The following is a 17,325-nucleotide window of genomic DNA, read 5'->3' as shown; positions in this document are numbered from 1 at the left end:
AAAATAGACGAAATCGGTCGAAAAAAATAGTAAGACACCATCGCCTTACTATTTTTCATCTAATTTCATATATAATAATATTTTCACTTGAAAGGATTTCTCCGTATGGCAGATCTCCATCTGACCATGATACTTTTCTACTACGAGTTTCACATTTTGTAATCCTATTCCATGTCCTTCTTTCCTGCTTTTCGTTGTCAGATAAATTCCATTCCGCACTTTTGGTGTATCTTTTATGCTATTCTCAATCTGGATATTCATGATTCCTTTTCGATAATACATCTGAAACGATAATCTCCTTTCATCTGAAGCTGCTGTCCCACGAATAGCATTATCCATAAGATTTCCCACAATTATACTTAAATCAAATAGTTCTTCCCCTATATGATTCGGTATTTCCACAGAAATCTCTGGATTTTCAATTACTGATTTCGAATCTTCCAGAATATAATTCAGCAGATTATTCATATTACGGTTTTCTGTATATAAATGATGACATAAGGCTGTTCCGGCTATATTCTCCATTTGTTTCAGATACGATAGAATCTCTTCATTTCCTCCCGTTTTTGCCATTGCCCCTATTGTTGTAAGATGGTGATTGTAATCATGATGTATCTTATTCAGCCTGTCCTGTGATTTCATCATCATCTCCAGTTCTTTTGCATACTGGCTCATCTGAATCTTCATCTCTTCCTGTTTTGCTGTTTCAATATAACTTTTCTGAACCTCATCGTGCAGATAAAAAATAAACACATTGATAAACAGTAAGAATAATACAATCGTAGACCGCACACCTCTTCTGTCTAGCAGCAATATCCTGATACAGACTATAATACTGATCACCGGGACAGAAAGCATAGCAAGCCAATGACGGTTCTTTATATAATAACTTCTCTTTACATCCACTTTTCTTTCAATAATAACTTCCAGTAAAAAGAATATAAAATTTCCCATTACGATAGTTCCCGGTCCCATGTGATGATGCACCGGATTTCTTGCTACCGCATACCGTTGAAAGAGCACGATTGGAATCCCATCACATAAAATTCCCATAATATATACCATAAGTGTATTCCAGACATGATGTTGCCAGTCTGCCTGATATGCCACTGTTATAATTAACAGAGCGATCAGCTCAAAGATCAGATCTCCGTACATCGTTCCCCACTGCATACTTCCCCAGCAGGAAAGTAGATATGCACAAAAATATGCAAATAGCTTTTGTGTATCCTCATTTCTTGGATACAGGATGGTATTATAACGGAACACAGTATAAATCCAGAATAATTTACTTGTCAGATAAGTGATCAAATGGATATTCATAATCTTTTCTTCTCCGTTTGTAATAGTCTTTCCCTGACCTTCTTGCGATTTGCTTTACTGATACTGAGACGTGTCTTGTCTTTCATAACCACGTTGTCATATTTGTAATGCTCCACGTGTTCCATATTGATGAGATAGGACTTGTGAATCAGTAAGAAATATTCTTCTGTTACATCCGCTACATCCTTTAATTTTCCTCGATATTCAAATTCTTTTTCCGATGTCACGATATGTACTCTTTTTCCCAGACTATAAAAATACAGGATCTTGTCATAAGAAATTTTGTGGATTCCTTTTGTATCTGTATATTCAAATATTTTCTTCCGTTCTTTTAACAGTTCTCGTAATTCACCTATTACCCGGAAAAGTTCTTCCTCTCGGATCGGCTTTACAAGAAAATCAAATGGATGGATGCGGAATAATTTCATTGCATATTCCTGATATGTTGAAATATAGGTAATCTGCAGTTCTTTTCCATAATTTTTCTTTCGTATCTCTGTTCCGATATCAATTCCATTCTCATGTTCCAGACAAATATCAAGGAATAACATATCGTAGGATTCTTCTTCCAGCCTGTTAAGAAGCTGCTCCGCAGAATAGTATATTTCTACAGATATCTGACAGTCATTCGCTTTCCCATAATGGAGCAGCTTCTGTTCTAACCAATTACACAGGATGATATCATCATCACAGATTGCAAGTTCCAGCATATTTTCTCACCCTCAGTCTTTCGTAACACGACAAATGGGGAAAAGAATCCCCTTCAATTCTTTTCCCGAATGGACATCACTAATTTTGTGTCATTTTTCCGATGCAACAGCACCACTTCCTTTGCTGTCTTATTTTGTCCTCTATATAATAAACACTTGAGCAAGAAAAAACTGTCGCCATTTTATAATTTATTTATATTTTTTATGTTTTATTTATATTTTATCCAAATATTACAGCAATAACTAATAATGTCACCCCCTGCATTATTCTTTTTATTTTTAGCGTCATTTGATAAAACATCAACGTTTTTGATGGCAAAAAAGGGACTGGCAAAACCAGATTCCCTTTAAAATACATGCTCTTCTCTAAAAGGATGATAAATCCACCATCCTCTGCTTATTTTTAAAAACTTTTTCCTTTTTTACAATACTTATAAATATTAAATGGTTTTTCTTTTTTTTCAAATAAAATCCCTGTTGTTTTAATAATTTTTATAAGTTCATCCGACTCCATATCTGTCGTTTTAAATATAAATATTTTCTTTTCATTTGTTATGAAAAAAAAGAAGTTTTTATATAAGAACATTCTATCAATATTTTTAAATTCATAAATTTGATCTTCATCTATTTTAATTGCGTTTTCATCGATATCCACCGTTTCATATCCTGATCTACCCCAGACAAATTCATGAACATTTTTTTCAAAATTTTTACCAATCATTTGATACCAAATAATCCAAGCCACACAAGCCACACAAGTTCCAATCCCTATTCCAAACATCAAATAACTTTCCGACAGATAACAATTAATCGACAGTAAAAATTCTACAGGTGTAAAAATATAGATAATCATTCTACTTTTCTGTCTTGTTTTAAATAATTGATTAGGAATTATAAACCCAAGCGAAAGCATTCTTTCTAATTCTTCCCTATCCTCATCTGACACAATTGATTTAATATGCATTCTTCTTAATCCCCCTTTTGCCAGAGGTCCTCTTTATAAAATCGAACCTCTGGCCATTGTCTCTTTTATTCTTTTACAATTTACAGCGCTTGAATCAACAAACCAAAAACAGTACCTGCTCCAGCTGAAAATAAAGCAATAATTGACGGAATTGCATTTACAACTAATGCACCCGCAAGAACTAATATTACGGCTCCTGCCAGTATATTACTATGCTCTTTTGTGAATTCTACAACATTAAATTCAAGACCACTATTAGAATTTAATGTCATTGTAAAAATCAAAGCAACCGATATTGTCCACTCTTTTTCCTCTTCTGGCAGCAAATCTGATGTACTAAATACAATGGAAAACTCTACACTATTGGCAAAAACATTATTTATTTCAAAAGCAATATTACCAGATTTAACCGATAAAGCAATTTTTTCTATCGTATTTCCAAAGTTATCTGCTCCCTCTATACCTGTATCTGATAAATTTGATGAAATCTCCATAATTTGATTTTTGCAAGTTTGTGTCAATTCTCCATCATTTCCTATATCCACTTTTATATTATAAATTTTACCAGTTGAACTTTCAAGCGATGTGGATATTTTAGTAGAAATATCAATTGCTCCTTGAGGACTCATCATTGTTCCCAGTGAAATTTCCTTATCATACTCCACACCCACATCCATAATTTTATTCAGATAACCAAGCGGCTCCATTACATTATAGACATATTGATTTCGTGCTATTTTTACCTTTGCCCGAAGATTTTCTTGCGCTATTTCCTCATCTGTTTTTGTCGATACGGCATCGAACTTTTTAAATCCAGTATCTCTCCCTGAATATGCATCTTTATCCAGTGGGAACGAAGGTGATGAAGAAAATGAGTTCAACTCACAAAATTGATCAAATGCCCAGTTCTTCGGCATCGAATATCCCAAATTACAGCTAAATCCAGTTGACATATCTGCCACAAATGATTTACTTGCCAATCCTGCTTCATAAACTTTAGTACATACATATCTTGGTGCATAAATGCCGACTTTATAATTTTTATCATTTGTCGAACTGAAAAAGATCATGTGAATCTGTTCAAAATAAGGTATAATAAATGTATCAATCTGATATGAATAACAATCAAAATCCACTGCAAAGTATATAGTCGTTCCACTTGGTATACCGATTCTCTCGGCTGCTAAAATTGCTGTCTGTGCATCAACACTTCCCTGGGACGGATCCTTAAAATAGTTTAATTCATATCCTCCATCCTGATATATCGGGAATACCGATAATCCTGCATTTTCAATGTTTTTCACTTCTGTTGATGTCAAATATTTCGGTGTATGTTCTTTTCCAACAGAACCTGTCAGATAACGTCCTACATGAGTATACCCTGCATTTTTTATATCTAATGCCTGTTGTTTATTTAATACTGTTGCACAGTCACACGCTTTTGCTGCCCTGTTTGTATCGCCTTTACTCGTAAGCAATGATTTCATAGTAGAAACATTTACTTTTCCTTTTGTTACAAGTCCAATTCCTGTCAGACCATAAAACTCCTGAAATTCTGACACCTTTGACTCTGTAGTCGAATCAAACACGCCATCGAATCTTCCCGGATTATATCCGTTAAAATATAGTCCGTATTGAGCAATCTTATTAAATGGAACATATTTCGTCGAGTTCTGTCCGTTCTGTAATGTACCCGGAAACGCATTTGTTGTTGCATCGCCAAAATTAACTGAATTCAAATCTGTAATTAATTCAGTTGTAACTCCTTCAGCCGCCTGCAATGCACCAACTAAAGACAAAATTGTCTGTCTTGAGGCAATTCCATCACAAGGTCCAACACCAATAACATCTGACCAGTCACTATTTAATTGCTGTTGAATAAGAACAATATTGGAATCCCCACCAGAAACCTTTGTAAACCAGTTTAGGGATAACAATCCAGACCAAACTTTCCAATCAATTTTGCCCGTAACTTCCAGTCCTGCATTTTCCTGCATCTTTTTAACTGCATTTACTCCTGATGTATAATAAATTCCAGTAATTCCTCCAGCAGCATATCCTTTGCAAAACAGAGCACACTGAATCAAGCATACATTAACCTGCGGAGTATCATTCGGATCCATTTTTGTAATAATGGCTAACTTCTTCATGGTATTAATAGTAAGTGGTCCAACCGTTCCTGTAATCGTTGAGATTCCATTCTGAATCTGAAATGCACGAATGATTCCCTGCATCACGGCTGTTCCGGTCTTTCCATCTTCATCCAGTTTTACCCAATCCTTATGTCCACCAAACATCGCATTTAAATATTTTTGTGCTGCTTTTACATTCTGATCACTCATATTCACTACCTCCTAATTCAAGTCAATTATAAAGATTTCTAACTCTTTATATGTCTATCACTAAAAGTTACAATAACAATTTATCAATCAACTGTGCCTATTTTGTGACTATTTTCCAAAGAATTCATTAACTCCCTTATAAAATCCTTAACAAATTATGAAAGAAACCATCAATTTATCACCCCATATCCCATTATAGAACTGTAATCTACTGCATAATTTCTCTGCCGTACCTGATCACTGGAATTTCCCTCAATCGTGTAAACTCTTCCACCTTCACACTTTTCTACTATTCCTACATGATCCGATGTTCCATCATGATCCCAGTCAAAAAAGATGATCATTCCAGCTGTCGGAGTTGTTCCGCCACTCTGCCACTTATTCTTTCCCTGAAACCAGGACACTCCATCACTGCACAATGAGAATTTAGGAACATTCCCACTTGCAATCAGACCGCTCTGATCCGCACACCAGCTTACAAAACAGGCACACCATTCTACCCGACTGTCAAATCCGTACCAGCTCCAGAACTTCTGACCGCCACTGTTTCCAAGCTGCCCCATTGCAACCGACACAATCTGCTGATTACCAAACAAACCAGCAAACAGGCTGCCACCGGAATAATACCGCATCACATGGGGAACGTATTGGGGATCTCCGTAACTGCTCCATCCATGCGAAGCTGCCTGTTCCTGTGAAAACTGCAATGCATTGGCTTCTGTATAACCGCCTCTTTGCAATGCCCATCCTATGTAGCCATTTCCATAGTTATATCCCTGCCATGCAAGTTTCAGCTTGTCCAGATCCTGTGGACTGCTGCATCCTGCCTGTCTGATACAGTCTGCAAAGGTCTGTACTCCAACCTCTATCGAATAATCCGGATCAGTAATAGAACCAGGAGTGTGTGGGAATCTTGTATTATATGGACTTTCCGAACACTGCATCGGGTCTGTTCCCCTGCCTCCAGATTCCTGCATCATGATGGCCTGTATCGCAGACACATATTCCGGAATGCCGTATTGGGATGCATACTGCTGTATCACAGAAGTATACGCAAGCACTTCTTCACTTAGGGATTCGGAGCTTTCCGAATTACTGCTGAAAGCTGCTCCTGCAATGATTCCCACAATCAGAATAAATACCAGAAGAAATGCACTACCTCCGGCAGCAATCCATTTTCCCATTTTTTCAAGAGCTACTACCCCTTTTTGAATCGCTGCTGTAATTCCCTGTACGGATAACTTTGAACCCTTTCCAGTTACCTGAAGGACTGCTTTTCCACTTTCTGCCGATGCCTGTGCTGACTTTCTTGCCATCTGGGCTGCTCTTGCTTTCTGCATCGCCTGAAGACTTTTTTCCATCTGCTGTTTCTGCATGGATGCCTGTGTCTTTATTTTTTCTTGAGACAGACCGGATACTTTTACCACTCTCGGTGCTGCTTTCACCTGCCGTTTACCATTCTCCTTGGCAAGTGCTGCCTGCTCCGGTTTCAACTTGATTAATTTCTTTCCGCTTTCTGCCCCCTGCTCCATTGCTTCTTCGGCAGCTTTCGCTTCTTCCTGTCTGCTTTTTCTTTCCTTTATCTTCCTGTAGGTCACTCCAGCAAGTTTTTTTCCACCTTGATATGTGGTTTTCCCTATACTTTTTCCTGCCACACTCGCCGCTCTGTACTGTACGGATTCTATTTTTTCAGTTCCATACTGTGTTGGGGATTCTGACTGCCCACTGCTTTTTTCATGTAGTTCCCTTGGCTTTTCTTTTGCTTCCAGAACCGCTGAGCGAACCAGTTCTTTCGGAAGTCGGGCAGCCGGATTTCGAATCTTCGGATTCTTATCCCTTACCCGTTCCTTGATATCTTTCATCCGGTCACCCTCTTTCCGTATCTCTTATCTCATCGGGCAACATCCCGATGTTTCTTTTTTTCCTGCTGTTTCTGCAACTGCTCCACCTGTCTGATTGCCTCATTTACCAGTGGATGTTCGTTGTAATATGGCACAAGTTCCAAGTCTCCCCTGTCTTTTGATGACAACGGTAATGGATATTCCATGTCTGAATAAATTGATTCTGGATCATGAATAGAAAACTCAATAGCCGGACACATATTGGCAGATGTTCTACAATATTTCTGGTACTTTTTATATGCCTCTTCCAGCGTTCTGCATTTTGTATATTCTCCTAAATCATGGAACTCACCGCACTCTGCAGCATAAAAAGTTATCGTTACTTCTTCTTTTTTCTTCATTATGATTCTCCCGGTTTTGTTGTCATTAGTTTATAAAGGTCTGTATTCTTTGGGAACGTATTCTCAAATGGTACGATATTCCCAGAGCAACGGATTAGGCCACTGCCAACCGATACATTTGTAATATAGGACAGTTGGTTTTCGGAAATATTCAAAAGAGCTGCCAATTCTTCCCTGTCTGTACTTGCCTGATTCAAAAGAATCAAAAACTCACTGTTTGCCAACATCAGTCTTGCAGTGTCCGATTTCAGAAGTTCCTCAACATTTTGGGTTAAACCTGTCACGAATCCATTGTATTTTCTGATTCTCTTGTACAGTCGGTAGAAGAAATTTGCACTGTATTCATAGCGGAATAACAGATAGAACTCATCGGCAAATATCCATGTCGTTTTTCCTTCTTTCCAGTTCTGAATTACCCTGTTGAAAATACTGTCTAAGGTAACCAGCATTCCCAGTGGCATAAGCTGTTCCCCCAGTTCCCGGATATCATAATCCATGATCCTGTTCTTCTTATTCACATTGGTCGGCTGTGCAAAGGTGTTCAGGCTTCCATTGATAAAAAGTTCGGATGACAGTGCAAGTCCCCTTGCCTCTTCTTCCGGCTGTAACATCAACTGTCGGTACATATCTTTCAATGTCGGAACTTCTCCGGTATAACCACTTCGGATATAATCCCGGTACACATCTGCAGCACAGCGGTCCAGAATCGACTTTTCTTTTGCCGACAGATTTCCTGCTCCAACCAACTGCTCGAACACAGACAGGATAAACTCCGATTTTTCAATCAGTGGATTCTTTTCATTGCCGTAGGCTGCGTCCATATCCATTGCATTCAGATGATTGTCTGATGTCGCAGATACTTTTACAACCTGTCCGCCCAGAGCCTCTACTAATTTTGTAAATTCGGACTCCGGATCAAGAATCAGGATATCGTCATCGGTACTCAATGCCAGATGCACAATCTCTTCTTTTGCCGAAAAGCTCTTTCCTGATCCACTGACGCCCAACCGGAAACTGTTTCCATTCATCAGTTTCTTCCGGTCGGCTACCAGAAGGTTCTTGCTGACTGCATTCTGCCCATAATAGATACCTCCCGGCTGCAGGATTTCCTGTGTATGGAACGGGATTAAAACAGCCGTTGATTCCGTTGTCAATGTACGCAGGGCATTGATCTTTCGCAGTCCGTAAGGAAGCACTGTATTGAGTCCGTCCACTTGCTGCCACTTTAATGTTGCCATCTGACACAGATGCTTTCTTGCGATTGACAGAATCAGTTCCGTATCGGAATCCAGTTGCTTTTTGCTGTCTGCCAGATGTACCATTGTCAAAATCCCGAACATCATACGCTGGTCTCTGGTTGTCAGATCATCGAGCATTTCCTTGGTTTCTTTTCTCTGAAGTTCCATATCGTATGGTACGATTGCCGAGAAGTTATTATTAGCGTTCTGCCTTCTCTGCCAGTTGGTCACGTTAGTTTCCACACCAAGCAGTCGGTTCTGGATTTCCCTTACCGCTTCATCCGTAGGGACTGGCAGGATGTCAATCGACAACATCAGATTCCGGCTAAAGTCACACAATTCTGAAATCATGTCATCTTTGACATAACTTGCATAATCCTGCATATACAGGACTCTTCCGTATCTGTCACCGATTTTAAAATGGTCACGTTCAAATTCCATAGAATCCGGACACATCCAGTCCTTGAAACTTGTTCCCTTCTTGGCAAATTGTTTCAGATCAAACGGAAATGCCTGTGGGACATCTCCCTTGAAGAAATCCCTGAAAATCTGGAGCCGGCTCTCTGCGTCCAGTCCTTCTGCTGTGGACGATAACTTTGCCAGATGTGTTACGATGTCTGTTCCGATACGTGCAAAATAGGTTCTTGCATCATCAATCGATCTTTTATGTACACTGACGGTCAGATACCGTTCCTGATAGATGCTGTTGTTTGTTCCTGTAATCTTAGACAGGAGCATTTCGTTGTATTCTTCCCGATAGTGGTCCAGTCCATCTTCCTTCATTGGAAGCAGAATAGACTTTTCGAATTCTTCTTTATTGATTCTCCGATTATTGATGGTAATTTGGGCAGAAATGCCGGAATCCAGTGAATTTAAGAGTTCAGAATAATCCAGAAACATTTCTGTCTTATTGTCCTTACTCGCAATATAATAGTTGATATCTGTAAAACGATATGTTTTTGAGAATTTCGTTCCCTGTTGAAAAATTCCATCCGGCCAGATTCGCTGGATGGGAATTGCCTGTTGGACGGATTTCGGAACTTTGAAGCGTTCCTTATCCATCCGAAGTGCCTGACTTAAGGTTTTAATCAAAGGCATCACTCCTTCCCTTGCGTTTCTTTCTCTGTTTTGCTTCTGCTTTTTGCTCCCGCTCTTTTATGATTTCCGCTCCATCCTTTTGATTCTTTTCTCCCAGCGAGATGGTCTCCTGCATGCAGGAGTAGTAGATATCTTCCGACTGAAACACCAGTTTCTTCGGATACAGCAATTCGGATTTGATCACTGCCCATAAAAACTGTTCGGCTGTCATACCATGATATTTGAAAAAGCCACAGGCAGCAAATGGAGCAGCACCAAGCACACACAGCCATCCGGTTATTTCCTGTCCGGTAATATCACGCATTCCAAAGTAAATTCCGATTGCTGTAAGAATCGCAAGAACAGAACACACACATTGTCTCAGGTCCAGTCCCATAAACATGGATTCTTGATAGTCCCTGATTTCTTTGTTCATCTTTACTTCCATAAATTATCGTTCCTCTCCCCTGTTTTGTTTCTTCGTTTTCTGTGGTTTTTCTTTCGGTACTTCTATCCCGGCAAATCTACAGTGTTCCGCAACGCCTTCCGGATCAAATTCCGCAAGTCTTGCAAGGTCAAACGCTACCTTCTGATAGGTTGCATATCCTGATCTTCCTGTTTCATTCAACACTTTTCCAAGTTTATGTTCCTTGATAAAATGAAGCATATCCTTGGTAAAATCTCCTGTTATAAAAGCCTCATTTGGCTCTAAGAACTGATAGGGCAGATTAATGGTTACATCTCCAAAATCTTCCCAGTCTCTCCCTTCCTTATGGCAGAGTCCTACATATAAATTCCCATTGTTCCGATAAGAGCTCACTCGTATCGCTACTGTCTCACGTCCGAATTCCCAGTTATATCTTAATGTTTTCTTTGTATCCATATTTTTTAACCTCCAAGTCCCATCATTTCTCTGACAATACGGTCAGATGCCTTAATTGCTCCAACAAGTACCAATAAATTGAATACCAGTTCTCCTACATAGTTCCACACGATTGTAACTGCACTCAGCTCCGTATCTCCCACTGCCGGAGGACTTGCCGCATAAGCAGAAAAGATAATACACGCCAGTGCAATAATTGCCCCTTCCAGACACACGCCTATATAAGAACGGATAAAGTTCTTTCCAATAGACTGCGTGGGTTCTCCTGCAAACGAGGAAATCGGAATCGGGGCGATTGCCGTATACATATAGATTTTGAACATTCTGCCATACACTGTCAGGATCATCACAAATGACAATACGGTGATCAGCAGACTGCCAAGCAGTGTGACAATCCACAATGGAATGGATTCCAGCATTCCCACACTCTCGATCTTATCTACAATCTCCGTTGGCAGTTCCGTCACGCTTCCTGCCATACTGGAGCCACTCATTACGGTTGTCACGATTCCTTGCACAATGGAAAACAGTGCCTGCATAAGTTCCATTCCATACGTGATTGCTCCCTGAGCAAGTGCAAACCGGATAAATGCTTTTAGCACATGTTCCGGCTTTTTCAGATCTGTAAAACTGCCACACGTTTTAATGATTCCGGCTGCAAAAAACAACACCAGTAATCCATAGGCAATAGCTGTCAGTGCATCATTGATATTGGTCATAATCCGCCAGATGCCGCCGCCTTTAAAAGTTGCCGGATTTTCAGTAAGCAGTGTCCACAGTTCTGCCATCTTTTCACTCCATGTAGACAACGCAGAGTTCAGATTCTGTACAATCCAGTTATCGCTCAAAAACTTTCACCTCCCTGAACATACTTTTGAATGCAGGAGTACCTTCCGGCACTCCTGCTGTTTCCTGATATACTTTTTCAAAGAGGCTTACGCCATAATCAGATCCAGGATTTCTTTGGCGAACGTAATAATTACTCCTCCGGCCAGTGTCAGAAATCCATTTGCCCTCTGGCTTGGATCATGGCTTTTTAAAGACAGACCAACCTGCACAACACCAAATCCAAGCAAAATCAAACCGATTGCACGAATCAGGGAAAAAATAAAAGTAGACAGGTTATTGATAACGGACAACGGATCACCGGCTGCGAATGCGGTCGTTGCTCCAACCGTTACGGTCAGTACCAGTGCCATGTAAAGGCTCATCCACTTTTTCTGTTTTCTCCCCATCGGCATCGGGGTTGTCATTTTTTCAGTTGTATTCTTTTTTGTTCTATTCTTTTCTCCTGTGAGAAATTTCTTCAATACACATCACTCCAATCCATCAAAAAACTGCTATTCACCAAGGATGTCTTCGGTAGACAGCAGTTCGTAGTCGTCTAATCTGTTAATGTCAATCTTTAGGTCGTCGTGAGCCAGTGGTGTTTTCGCATAATCATAAGGCGATGCACCACCGTCCTCTGTGTATCTGAAATTCACATGCTTTTTTAAATCATATTTATCGTCCATGATCGGACGCTCCCCACGAATAAACAAAATCGCTTTGCGGTTATCTAAAAGCCGTATTTCATCCGGTGTTAAAAGTTCCCTTCCAGTCTGCTGATAATTCACCGAATAGCTGCCGCTACGCCCTTTTGTCTGTCCGTAGGTATTGGTATCCAATGTTTCTTTTCCCAATAATTCCGAGACATACTTATGTCCTTCTTTTTCATTTCCACCCAGATATAAAAATTCATCGCAGTTGCCGATCAGACTCTCATACGAGTCTTTAAATAAGGCTTTCATCTGTGCGATATTCTGGATGATGATACTGCAGGAAATCCCTCTGGAACGCATGGTTGCCAGAATCTTGTCAAAATCATCCGGCAAGGCTACGTTTGGCCATTCATCCATAATGCAGTGTACCGGAATTGGAAGCCTTCCTCCGTACTTCCGGTCTGCCACATAATACAGTGTCTGAAACAGATTACTGTAAATCATGCCGACCAGATAATTCATGCTGGTGTCGGCATCCGGAATACAGCAAAACAGTGCTACTTTTTTCTCCCCGATACTGTATAAGTCCAGTTCGTCTGTACAGGTCAGATTTGCAATCTGTTTCAGGTTAAAAGCTGCCAGACGGACACCAACCGAGATCAAAATAGACTTTGCAGTCTTTCCGGCTGCCTGCTTATAAATGGCATACTGCTTGACCGCAATACTCTCCGGGTCCCGCATTTCCAGTCTTTCAAACAAAATGTCCAATGGGGACTGGTAATCCTCATCATCTTCTTTGACCTGAGCGCTTCCAAGCATTTCCATGATCATCGGAAAGTTCTGTTCTTCCGGTGGAGCCTCATGCAGCAAATACAGCATAAGTGCCTGTAAAAGTGCAGTCTCGGACTTCTCCCAGAACGGGTCTGAACTCTGCGCTCCCTTCGGTGTTGTGTTGCGGATCAGGTTATTGATCAGCTTCAGTACATCCTTATCATCCCAGACATACGCAAACGGATTATAACACCAGGAAGTCTCCGGATTGATCAAATCAAAAACCCGGACTTCATATCCATTCCGTTCCAGAACACCTCCGGTTTTACGCAAAAGTTCTGCCTTGGGATCAGTAATCACCATCGAACAGTTGCACTGCATGATGTTTGGGATTGCATACGTCCGGCTCTTTCCAGCTCCTGAACCTCCGACTACCAGCACATTTAGGTTTCGTTTGTGCTTATAGCCGTCCAGTCCCATACGGAAATGCTGTGTTAAAAGCAGATTTTGCGTGTATCGTTTTTCGCAGTAACGTCTGCAGATTTCGGACACGTTGCCCCATTTTGCGGAACCATGTTCCACACCTCTTCTATAATTTCTTTTTTGGGATTCATAAATACCAATGCCTAAGAAATAGGCTGCTGTGAATATCAGAATACATTTGAACGTATACGGTGTATACGTGATAAAAAACGGCTGTTCGAGTTTTTCGCTCAGCGTTTCTAAGATTTGAATAAAATTCTTATCCGGTGCAATGGCACAAGCGGTAATCGCTGCCGCCCACCAGACAAATGGCAGAAAGACAAGACACAGAACCAAGTCCTGCTTTTTTTTACTTATCTCTGCAAGTCAGATTCTCTTTTCTTGCGTGGCTTTTCTTCTGGATGTTCCTGTCCTTCTTTCTTATGAAAGGAATCCACTCCCGGTATCAGTGAGAGACTTCTGCCGTTGTCCCAACTGATGCCGAGCTGACCTGCATCATCCACATACTGCACAGTTCCTTCCAGTCCCTGCGGCATACCCGCTTCTCCGTCCATCGAATCCAGACAGATTCTTGTTCCTGCCGGATATTGTTCTCTAAGTCGTGCCACTTTTTCTCTTGAATAAATGACCAATCAACCACTCCTTTCTCTACCAGAACATGTGTCTGGTGGTATTCGGTTTTGCAACCTGAATAATGATTTTATCTATTCCATCACTATATCTTCCGGCTGCAAGATATTTACTTCTAAGCCTGTTCAGTGCCTTACGGATCTGCCTTTGTTCCCCGGCTGTAATCTGCAGCCGTTTCTGGGCGAGGTCGTATTCACTTACTTTTTTCAGAAGAGCTTTCGTTTCTTCCAAACATTCATCCTGCTCACTCTGTGCCTGCAGCTCATCATTCAGTGCCACCACGAACATATTTTTCATAATGTTATCCATCTTCAAATAGTATTTTGTCATCTGGCTGACCTCCTTTTTTTATTACACCAACCATATCACAAGACCTCCGTAATAGCTACTCCAACCGTCCAACTTTTTCACTTTTATCGTTCCGGCTGGCTCTTTGCTTTTTTCTCTTTTCCGGATACTTGTTCAGATGGTTTTTCATCCTTGGTTTCCGGTATTTTTACAGGGTCTCCGATTGCGAACTCATCGGTTATATACTCCTGTTCCTTTGCACCAAAATTGCGTTCGATATGGTTTCGTATACTGTAGGAAGCCTGACGGACATCATTTAAAAAGTCTCTCAGTTCCTGCGGATCTTTCTTTCCACATTCATTTCTCTGTGCAATATACTCCAGATTGAATCCGGTAACATCCACACCATAACGTTTTGCAATCACATAGGCCGCACAATATGCCTGTGCGCTGACTTTCTGTCGGCTGTAGGTTCCGGTATGCTGGTCCAGTGCTGCACATGCCAGTTCTCTGTTCAGTGCATGGAATGTCGTTACTTCACTCATTCCGTTGCGGATATAAATGGTACGGTATCTCGGATTGTACTGGGCCTGCACTTTGTCTGGCAGATTATCCTCAATCTGTACACGCACCGACTGGTCTTTTAAGACAACTCCTACCAGTTCTGTCAGACTTCGCTGTGGGCGTTCTTCTAATGGCTTTCCTGACATCTGACTGATGTCAAATCCTTTTCCGATCGTATATCCTCTCCGCATTTCTCCGTCTTTTTCGTATTCAGTGGAAATCATATAAGTAATGCCATGCTCCCCTGCTTTTACTGAACGGTGTTCTTCTCTCCAGCGTTCATAAGACCTTACCACCTTAAAATCCGGATGCTGTCCGTAGATCAAAAGCAGATTCGGAGTTCTCTGTGTATTACACTCTGCCATAAAATCCAGAAAGCCTTTCAGTTTTTCTCCATCCTGAAAAACTCCCTGTGCCTGTGAATCTACTTCAGCCCATACCTCTTCTCTTTCCTGCTGCTTCTTGGCTGCATATTCTTCCTTGGTCAATTTCTGTTCAGGAATCTGCTGTTCTTCCGTTCCACCTGAAATCATGTCTGTTAAATCCATATACATTACCTGCCTTTCGTTTTCATATTCTTACGTTTCTTCCTGCTCTCTCTGGCATTTTTCCGTCTGTCCGGCCTCTTACGTTTCTCTTCCTGTTCCTTACGGATATCTCCGAGTTCTTTCCGCACAGATGGTTTTTCATTCTTTTCTTCCCAGCTAGTTTCCCGACCGGAAGAAATATTTTTGTTGCGCGAGAAAGGTTCGGACGGATTCTTTGCTTTCCCCTCCTGCGCATGTGTAAAATTTCCTTCCGGGAAAGCCTCATCCCCGATCTGGAACATTTCTTCCGCATCATCCAGTTCAAATTCTATCTTGCCTTCCGGCAGGACAACAGTCTCTGTCCGTACATTCTCCCCGGTTTCTTTTTCCATCTGGTTCTCTGCCTTTTCCGGTGCATTCTCTTTTTCCACTGCTTCTGTAACCATAGAGCCTGATTCTGCTTTTACAAAATCCAGATTCATCCGGTCTAATACCCGGTTCATCTTTGCTGCATCATCTGCAAATACCATGACCTCTGTCTGATCCGGATTCACCTTATCTTTGATGACAACATATAAGATACCTCTCGCTTTGGCTTCTTTCGCAAATTCTTTTAAGCGGTCACCCGGAACGGTAAAAAATTTCATCGGGCGCTGTTCCTTTAACATTCTGGTAAGCCTTGTTTTCCCTCTTGTCTTTTTCTGATCTTTCAGGGCGGCCGCAATAAAGATTGCCACATGCTTTGCCACATTTCCGGTAATCTTCAAAGAGTATTCCATTCCTTCCAGACTGTACCGCACCACCTGATCTGCCGGTTCTGCTCCGTAATTCATACTTATCTCACCTCCTGACTCTCTTTTTCTTTGTGTTCCACACGTTTCTCATTCTGGTTTTGTTCTTCTGCCTTTCGAAGTCTTTCTTCGATTTCCAATGAATGCTTTTCAATCCGGACGGTCATACGGACTTCTTTTCCGAGATTTTTTAATTCCTCATTGATTTCAGACAGCCGTGCTTTTCCACTGTCTTCACTGTCATTCCGATAGAGCTTTCTGCGTTCCTTCATCAGTTCTGAAATCTGCTTTTGTAACGGCTCACGGTATGTGGCAAGCTGTTCTCTGGTCGTAATGTCATGCTTCATTAAAAACTCAATCTGTTCAATCCTCTGATCCAGTTTCCGGATATCCTCTCTGACAGCGTATGGACTCCTTTTCGGTCTTTTTGGCAGTACCCCCATTTGATATAAATAGGAATAATACAGTGCCTGAATCCCGGTCAGTTTCTTTTTGGGATGAATCTGTACTGCCTTTTGATAGACTCGTTTCACCTTGGGCTGTAGTATCTGCCCACGTATTTCCTCTTCAGAATAATTTTTTCCAAGGGAACGCAGACGAATATACCGCTCCATTCCCGGAGCTTTTAAAGAAATGTATTTCCTGTTCAGTTTCCATGTATAACCCCGCTTTTCCATCTCTTTTAGGAATTGTGACCAGGAGTAGCTTTCCTGTACCGATTCCCTGATATCCAAACGGATCGCCGTTCTCCATGTCGGCTTTCCTTCCTGTTCTGCTTTCCACTGTACATAAGGGATTGATTTTTTCTGATTGGATTCAATGATAGACAGACCATATTTTCTGCACAGCTCATCGGAGATCTTCCGGATCTCCGTATAATAACTCTTTGCATTGCTGTGGTACTTACGCCCGTCTGCCATGCTCACAGAGTTCCGTAGGCTAAGTACCCAGCGCCTTGCCGCATTGCTGCGGTAGGTTTCCGGACACTCGCCCCCGAACCGGACTTACAAC

At 41.1% G+C, this 17,325-nt stretch carries 17 protein-coding genes; all 17 read right to left on the bottom strand.

Features of this window, described 5'->3' with window-relative positions:
* Positions 1-48: 48 nt before the first annotated feature.
* Positions 49-1,323, bottom strand: a complete 1,275-nt coding sequence (locus FGQ85_RS12520; RefSeq protein WP_138373598.1) for a sensor histidine kinase — start codon at positions 1,321-1,323, stop codon at positions 49-51.
* On the bottom strand, positions 1,320-2,033 hold the full coding sequence (locus tag FGQ85_RS12515; protein WP_138373597.1) for a LytTR family DNA-binding domain-containing protein: 714 nt from the start codon (positions 2,031-2,033) through the stop codon (positions 1,320-1,322). The genes FGQ85_RS12520 and FGQ85_RS12515 overlap by 4 nt, the downstream gene beginning before the upstream one ends.
* A gap of 403 nt (positions 2,034-2,436) precedes the next feature.
* Positions 2,437-2,997 carry a hypothetical protein gene (locus FGQ85_RS12510; protein ID WP_006426967.1) on the bottom strand — a complete coding sequence of 187 codons (561 nt, stop codon included), beginning with the start codon at positions 2,995-2,997 and terminating at the stop codon, positions 2,437-2,439.
* 80 nt (positions 2,998-3,077) lie between these two features.
* A complete protein-coding gene (locus FGQ85_RS12505) occupies positions 3,078-5,339 on the bottom strand; it encodes a glycoside hydrolase domain-containing protein (RefSeq protein WP_007884642.1) in 2,262 nt (753 codons plus the stop codon).
* Positions 5,340-5,509: 170 nt separating this feature from the next.
* A complete protein-coding gene (locus tag FGQ85_RS12500; RefSeq protein WP_006426969.1) occupies positions 5,510-7,201 on the bottom strand; it encodes a lysozyme family protein in 1,692 nt (563 codons plus the stop codon).
* A gap of 29 nt (positions 7,202-7,230) precedes the next feature.
* Positions 7,231-7,581 carry a hypothetical protein gene (locus FGQ85_RS12495; RefSeq protein WP_006426970.1) on the bottom strand — a complete coding sequence of 117 codons (351 nt, stop codon included), beginning with the start codon at positions 7,579-7,581 and terminating at the stop codon, positions 7,231-7,233.
* Entirely contained in the window at positions 7,581-9,917 is a 2,337-nt protein-coding gene (locus FGQ85_RS12490; RefSeq protein ID WP_055215243.1) for a VirB4-like conjugal transfer ATPase, CD1110 family, read from the bottom strand. The genes FGQ85_RS12495 and FGQ85_RS12490 overlap by 1 nt, the downstream gene beginning before the upstream one ends.
* Positions 9,904-10,344: a PrgI family protein gene (locus FGQ85_RS12485; protein WP_023923453.1), complete on the bottom strand. Its 441-nt coding sequence runs from the start codon at positions 10,342-10,344 to the stop codon at positions 9,904-9,906. Before FGQ85_RS12485 ends, FGQ85_RS12490 begins: the two co-directional genes overlap by 14 nt.
* A 3-nt stretch (positions 10,345-10,347) precedes the next feature.
* Complete coding sequence (locus FGQ85_RS12480) at positions 10,348-10,779, bottom strand: DUF4313 domain-containing protein (RefSeq protein WP_055215240.1); 432 nt, start codon at positions 10,777-10,779, stop codon at positions 10,348-10,350.
* A gap of 5 nt (positions 10,780-10,784) precedes the next feature.
* Positions 10,785-11,627: a hypothetical protein gene (locus FGQ85_RS12475; RefSeq protein ID WP_171027960.1), complete on the bottom strand. Its 843-nt coding sequence runs from the start codon at positions 11,625-11,627 to the stop codon at positions 10,785-10,787.
* Positions 11,628-11,714: 87 nt separating this feature from the next.
* Positions 11,715-12,032: a hypothetical protein gene (locus FGQ85_RS12470; RefSeq protein ID WP_006426976.1), complete on the bottom strand. Its 318-nt coding sequence runs from the start codon at positions 12,030-12,032 to the stop codon at positions 11,715-11,717.
* Positions 12,033-12,119: 87 nt separating this feature from the next.
* Positions 12,120-13,844 carry a VirD4-like conjugal transfer protein, CD1115 family gene (locus FGQ85_RS12465; RefSeq protein WP_179976722.1) on the bottom strand — a complete coding sequence of 575 codons (1,725 nt, stop codon included), beginning with the start codon at positions 13,842-13,844 and terminating at the stop codon, positions 12,120-12,122.
* 23 nt (positions 13,845-13,867) lie between these two features.
* The gene (locus tag FGQ85_RS12460) at positions 13,868-14,122 is read right to left on the bottom strand and encodes a DUF4314 domain-containing protein (RefSeq protein ID WP_227084817.1); all 255 of its coding nucleotides are present in this window, start codon (positions 14,120-14,122) and stop codon (positions 13,868-13,870) included.
* A 40-nt stretch (positions 14,123-14,162) separates the two neighbouring features.
* The gene (locus FGQ85_RS12455; protein ID WP_004614509.1) at positions 14,163-14,474 is read right to left on the bottom strand and encodes a hypothetical protein; all 312 of its coding nucleotides are present in this window, start codon (positions 14,472-14,474) and stop codon (positions 14,163-14,165) included.
* Between the two features lie 83 nt (positions 14,475-14,557).
* Positions 14,558-15,550 (bottom strand): ArdC family protein, encoded by a 993-nt coding sequence (locus FGQ85_RS12450; RefSeq protein ID WP_110102387.1) that lies wholly within the window; start codon positions 15,548-15,550, stop codon positions 14,558-14,560.
* Positions 15,550-16,356, bottom strand: coding sequence for a PcfB family protein (locus FGQ85_RS12445; protein ID WP_004614511.1), 807 nt, complete (start codon positions 16,354-16,356; stop codon positions 15,550-15,552). The genes FGQ85_RS12450 and FGQ85_RS12445 overlap by 1 nt, the downstream gene beginning before the upstream one ends.
* 2 nt (positions 16,357-16,358) lie before the next feature.
* Positions 16,359-17,234: a relaxase/mobilization nuclease domain-containing protein gene (locus FGQ85_RS12440; RefSeq protein WP_347563097.1), complete on the bottom strand. Its 876-nt coding sequence runs from the start codon at positions 17,232-17,234 to the stop codon at positions 16,359-16,361.
* Positions 17,235-17,325 lie beyond the last annotated feature (91 nt).

Source organism: Pseudoflavonifractor sp. BSD2780061688st1 E11 (assembly GCF_005844125.1).
GTDB classification, from domain to species: domain Bacteria; phylum Bacillota; class Clostridia; order Lachnospirales; family Lachnospiraceae; genus Sellimonas; species Sellimonas catena.
The sequence above is the reverse complement of the archived record's forward strand: the minus strand, read 5'-3'. Positions and strand labels throughout refer to the sequence as shown.

Bases quoted from the DNA above. Each gene is read 5' to 3' on its own strand.
- FGQ85_RS12440 (WP_347563097.1), bottom strand. From the start codon at position 17,234: ATGGCAGACGGGCGTAAGTACCACAGCAATGCAAAGAGTTATTATACG.
- FGQ85_RS12485 (WP_023923453.1), bottom strand. From the start codon at position 10,344: ATGGAAGTAAAGATGAACAAAGAAATCAGGGACTATCAAGAATCCATG.
- FGQ85_RS12470 (WP_006426976.1), bottom strand. From the start codon at position 12,032: ATGACAACCCCGATGCCGATGGGGAGAAAACAGAAAAAGTGGATGAGC.
- FGQ85_RS12495 (WP_006426970.1), bottom strand. From the start codon at position 7,581: ATGAAGAAAAAAGAAGAAGTAACGATAACTTTTTATGCTGCAGAGTGC.
- FGQ85_RS12520 (WP_138373598.1), bottom strand. From the start codon at position 1,323: ATGAATATCCATTTGATCACTTATCTGACAAGTAAATTATTCTGGATT.
- FGQ85_RS12505 (WP_007884642.1), bottom strand. From the start codon at position 5,339: ATGAGTGATCAGAATGTAAAAGCAGCACAAAAATATTTAAATGCGATG.
- FGQ85_RS12490 (WP_055215243.1), bottom strand. From the start codon at position 9,917: ATGCCTTTGATTAAAACCTTAAGTCAGGCACTTCGGATGGATAAGGAA.
- FGQ85_RS12455 (WP_004614509.1), bottom strand. From the start codon at position 14,474: ATGACAAAATACTATTTGAAGATGGATAACATTATGAAAAATATGTTC.
- FGQ85_RS12510 (WP_006426967.1), bottom strand. From the start codon at position 2,997: ATGCATATTAAATCAATTGTGTCAGATGAGGATAGGGAAGAATTAGAA.
- FGQ85_RS12515 (WP_138373597.1), bottom strand. From the start codon at position 2,033: ATGCTGGAACTTGCAATCTGTGATGATGATATCATCCTGTGTAATTGG.
- FGQ85_RS12500 (WP_006426969.1), bottom strand. From the start codon at position 7,201: ATGAAAGATATCAAGGAACGGGTAAGGGATAAGAATCCGAAGATTCGA.
- FGQ85_RS12445 (WP_004614511.1), bottom strand. From the start codon at position 16,356: ATGAATTACGGAGCAGAACCGGCAGATCAGGTGGTGCGGTACAGTCTG.
- FGQ85_RS12480 (WP_055215240.1), bottom strand. From the start codon at position 10,779: ATGGATACAAAGAAAACATTAAGATATAACTGGGAATTCGGACGTGAG.
- FGQ85_RS12450 (WP_110102387.1), bottom strand. From the start codon at position 15,550: ATGTATATGGATTTAACAGACATGATTTCAGGTGGAACGGAAGAACAG.